The organism is Brachyspira sp. G79, from assembly GCF_002379365.1.
Taxonomy (GTDB): Bacteria; Spirochaetota; Brachyspiria; order Brachyspirales; family Brachyspiraceae; genus Brachyspira.
The window spans coordinates 1,538,413-1,543,387 of the sequence record NZ_JQIU01000008.1 but is presented as its reverse complement, the minus strand read 5'-3'; the positions used below and the strand labels follow the sequence as shown (position 1 = coordinate 1,543,387).

3 protein-coding genes are annotated in these 4,975 nt (G+C 24.8%); 2 read left to right on the top strand and 1 reads right to left on the bottom strand.

Annotated features, from left to right (window positions below; all coding sequences use genetic code 11):
• Nucleotides 1-271: 271 nt before the first annotated feature.
• Entirely contained in the window at nt 272-1,609 is a 1,338-nt protein-coding gene (gene celB, locus KQ44_RS08230) for a PTS cellobiose transporter subunit IIC (protein WP_096736998.1), read from the bottom strand.
• A 223-nt stretch (nt 1,610-1,832) separates the two neighbouring features.
• Here celB and KQ44_RS08225 point away from each other — a divergent pair, with 223 nt between their 5' ends.
• Both KQ44_RS08225 and KQ44_RS08220 read left to right on the top strand, forming a co-directional pair.
• A complete protein-coding gene (locus KQ44_RS08225; RefSeq protein ID WP_096736997.1) occupies nt 1,833-3,260 on the top strand; it encodes a 6-phospho-beta-glucosidase in 1,428 nt (475 codons plus the stop codon).
• A 985-nt stretch (nt 3,261-4,245) separates the two neighbouring features.
• Nucleotides 4,246-4,975 (top strand): helix-turn-helix domain-containing protein (locus KQ44_RS08220; RefSeq protein ID WP_143277885.1); only part of this gene is annotated, 730 nt, incomplete at its 3' end.

Genomic DNA, 4,975 nt, shown 5'->3' with positions numbered 1-4,975 from the left:
ATAATGGTATGGAATTATTAATATCCGAAAATGGAGAATTATTTGGACAAAGATATAAATAAAATAAATAATTTATAATAGGCTGTAATTTTTATAGATTGCAGCCTTTTTATTTTTTTAATTTATTGTAATTTACCAGCTTTTATATTTAAAACTTAAATTATAAAAGTTATAGATTTCAATTACTCTAATTCTTAGTAAAGCTTCAAAATTAAAGCATTGTCAATGATTTTATCACTAACAATGCCTTGTAAAAATTATAAATTATATATTAGTTATTAGCACTTTCTTCTTTCTCTAATTCTTTTATATACATATTCAAAAAAGGCTTATAAATAAAATAATCCAATATAATTAACCCTATTATTAATACTGGCGCTAAGAAATGTAGATTAGTTGATATAAAAGAACCTAATACAGAAGGGGTAGTCCAAGGTACTAATCCTACTATTCTGCTTATTATATTTAATTTCAAAAATGTGTAAGATATAACAGCATTTATAATAGGTGTTATAATGAATGGTATAACAAAAATAGGATTCATAACAATAGGAGTACCAAACATAATAGGTTCATTGATATTAAAGAATCCTGGTACTATAGAAAGTTTACCTACATATTTTAAATGTTCGCTTTTAGTCATAATCATAGCTATACATAATCCCAAAGTTGCACCTGAACCGCCTATATATACAAAACTGTTTAAAAACTCACCTGCAAATACTTTTGGTATTTGTTCACCTGCTGCAAGAGCTGCTTGGTTTAAGGCCAAATTAGTTAAGACAATAGGGTTTATTATAGCATTAACAACGTTAGCACCATGTATACCACAAAACCATAATATATGTACCAATAATAATATAATAATTATAGATACTAAACCGTCAGACATACTTAATAGCGGCTGTAATATTTTCATTATTAAATCTGGCAGCATAATCTGCATGCTGTTTTGTATTACCCAGTTGATTGTTTGAAATAAGAAAGATATAACTGCTACTGGAATTAAAATTTCAAAGGATTTTGATATTGCAGGAGGTACAGAATCTGGAAGTTTAATCATAATTTTTTTGTTTACTAAAAATCTTGATATTTCTACTGCCAATATAGAAGCAATAATTGCTACAAAAAGACCTTTAGCATCCATATATCTTGCATCTAATACAGTTACATTGGTTTCTTCAGCAACATATAATAATTGAGAAGCTGCACCTATTACAGTTACAGCTAATGATTTTGCTGACAATAGTAAAAAAGAATACATAGATAAAAATCCGTTTGTAAGTTTATCTATATTATAATATCCAGCTAATGAATAGCCTATACCAAATGATATAAATAAAGACATTATTCCCATACTAACATTGTATATTTGTATATAATGTTTTGAAAATGCATTTACAAAGTTTTCATAAGGTTTAAAATACATAAAGTTAGTAGGATCATTTAAAGGTAAATTAAATAATAAAAGTACAAATGAACCTATTATAATAAAAGGTGTTGCAAATACAAAACCATCTTTAATACAGTTAAGATATCTGTTTCCAGCTACTTTGGCCATGATAGGGAGAAATTTGCTTTCCATAAAAGCATTAAATTTTTCTTTCATTTTAGAGTCTCCTTGATTTTTTATCTATATATCTATTTATAATCTATATTATTGTTATTTAAATGCCTTTTATGATAGTATCATAGCACAGTATAAAACTCCAATTAAATAATTTCCGTATTAATGTACTAATTTTATTGTTTGAGTTTATAGTTATTTATATTATTATTTTGATATCTATATTACTGTTATTATAAAATTTATTTTTAATAGGAGTTTATTTATGGCTTTTAGAAAAGGTTTTTTATGGGGCGGTGCTACAGCTGCTAATCAATGCGAAGGCGGATTTGATAAAGGAGGAAGAGGTCTTGCAAATGTAGATGTTGCTCCTCATGGTAAAGACAGAGCTGCTGTTATTACTGGTAAAATGAAAATGTTTGATTTTGATAAGGATCATTATTATCCTTCAAAAGATGCTATTGATATGTATTCTCATTATAAAGAAGATATAAAATTATTTGCTGAAATGGGTTTTAGTGTTTACCGTATGTCTATTGCTTGGAGCAGAATATTTCCTAAAGGTGATGAAGATAAACCTAATGAAGAAGGATTAAAATTTTATGAAGATGTTTTTAAAGAATGTTTAAAATATAATATAAAACCTTTAGTAACAATAACACATTTTGACTGTCCTATGCATCTAATAAAAGAATACGGTGGATGGAGAAATAGAAAACTTATAAAATTTTATGAAAATCTCTGCAATGCTATATTTTATAGATATAAAGGATTGGTTGAATATTGGCTTACATTTAATGAAATTAATATGATACTTCATGCCCCTTTTATGGGAGCAGGACTTTGTTTTGAAGAGGGTGAAAATGAGGAAGAGGTTAAGTATCAGGCAAGCCATCATGAATTAGTTGCAAGTGCTTTGGCTACTAAAATAGCACATGAGGTTGATCCTAATAATAAAGTAGGCTGTATGCTTGCTGCTGGAACTTATTATCCTTATTCTTCAAAGCCTGAAGATGTACTAGCTGCTCAGCAGAAAAATGATGAGATGTATTTCTTTGTTGATGTTCAGTCAAGAGGAAAATATCCTGCTTATGCTTTGAAAAAATTTGAGAGAGAGAATTTAAATATAAAGATGGAAAAAGAAGATTTAGAGCTTTTAGAAAAATATCCTGTTGATTTTATCTCCTTCTCTTATTATACTACAAGATGTGCAAGTGCTGATAAAAGTAAATATATTATGCCTAAAGATAATATAGCAGCTGATATAAAAAACCCAGAATTAAAACAAACTGATTGGGGTTGGACTGTTGATCCATTAGGTATAAGAGTTACTTTAAATGATATTTATGATAGATACCAAAAACCTATGTTTATAGTTGAAAACGGACTTGGTGCTTATGATAAAGTTGATGAAAATGGATATGTTGAAGATGATTATAGAATAGATTATTTAAGAGATCATATCAAAAATATGAAAGATGCTGTTGAAATTGACGGGGTAGATCTGATTGGATATACTACTTGGGGACCTATAGATTTAGTTTCTGCTGGTACTGGTGAAATGTCTAAAAGATATGGATTTATATATGTTGACAGAGATGATTTTGGTAATGGTACTTTAAAAAGAAGCAGAAAAAAATCTTTCTTTTGGTATAAAAAAGTTATTGAAAGTAATGGTGAAAATTTAGAATAAATTATTTAAACTTATAAAATTAAAAAGCAAGATTCTGTTTAGATAGTTTCTTGCTTTTTATTTTTTTAAATTTATTATTTTTTATCAGACTTGTAAAAACTAAATTAATAATTTTTTAGTATTTTATAATTTCTCTAATAATCAAAGCTCAATTATAAATTTTAAACCAATGATATTTAAAAATCACTATAAATAATTATTATAGATATTATAATTTTGTACTTGTATAGTGATATTATTATATTTGTTTCAAAAGTAATTTTATTTATATTGCATAGACTAACCGCCATACATCAATTATTTTATGATGTCTGTCCGCTAGCAACATGATATAAAAGAACTAAAATAACTGCATTTTTATAGATTAAATACGTATTTCATACAACATATAAAACATTTATTCTTCTAATAATAGATATTATGAATATCTAATAAAATAATAAATTCACAAAAAATTTTTTTTGAATGATTTTTTGAACAAGTCTAATATTATCTTTTAATTATTATTAAATAATGCTATTTTATTTTTTAATTATATATTTAGCTATAAACTTAATTATTAAACCTTTAATATATGAAATATTAACCTATAATATATATTAATATAACTAAAAGCATTATTAGTACTCATTTTTTACAAAAAATTACATCTATTTTTAATAATATAATTTGTATAATAAGTAAAAAATTACAATATTTTTCTTTTTTTCATATTATAATATTATGAATACCCTATAGGTATATATGTAAATATTGATAAATAGTTAAATAATTAGGAATTAGGTATATAACTCAAGAAAATAGATTTAAAAAATTCTATATTTTAATATTTTTTATTATCAAAAATTCAATTAAAAATGCTATATTAATTTTAAAATATAACAATAATAATATTGTAATACATTTTATACATGAAAACTATTGAAATTCTTTATATTTTGTTTATAATAATAGAAAATAAATTTATTATAAAACAGAAGAAAATATGATTGATTTTAATTTGAAAGACATTAGAGAAAAAATTTTGAAGCTAACGCAAAGTCAATTTGCGAAAATGTTAGGTGTGCGTCAGGATTATATTTCAAGATTAGAAAGAAATGCTAATAATATAACTCTTGACTTGTTGGATAAGTTGGCTGAAAATACAGGACTTAGTATTGATGAGCTTACAAAGTATAAAAAGAACTCTTTTGAAGATGAAGATTTCGATTTATATAATGATCTCATTAATATACAAAATATCGCTGACAAACTGAGTGAAGAAATAAGTTCTGCAGACAAAAAGAACAATGATAAAATAACAGAACTTTTATCAAATGTTTATACTAAAATAAATGAAACATTTGATATTATAGTATATGGAAGATACAGTTCTGGTAAAACATCATTTATCAATGCTATTTTTGATAAGAATATAGATACTAACCCATATTCTGAAGATACAAATAATGATGAATACTATCTTCAAGATGATTCTAAACTATTTAGAATCGTAGAATATAAAGAAAATGTACTAGACACTAGAAAATATAGTAGAAATAATATGTTTATTTATCTATGTGATATAAATGCATTTTCTCAGGAAGATATTACAAATATCAATGCTCTTGCTAATTTTACAAATAATTTTAATAATATATTTGTAATATTCTCTAAAGCAAATATTTTTGATGAAGATGAGCTAGGCAGTGTTATAGATAAAAAATTCGATACTT

Bases quoted from the DNA above. Each gene is read 5' to 3' on its own strand.
- KQ44_RS08225 (WP_096736997.1), top strand. From the start codon at position 1,833: ATGGCTTTTAGAAAAGGTTTTTTATGGGGCGGTGCTACAGCTGCTAAT.
- celB (WP_096736998.1), bottom strand. From the start codon at position 1,609: ATGAAAGAAAAATTTAATGCTTTTATGGAAAGCAAATTTCTCCCTATC.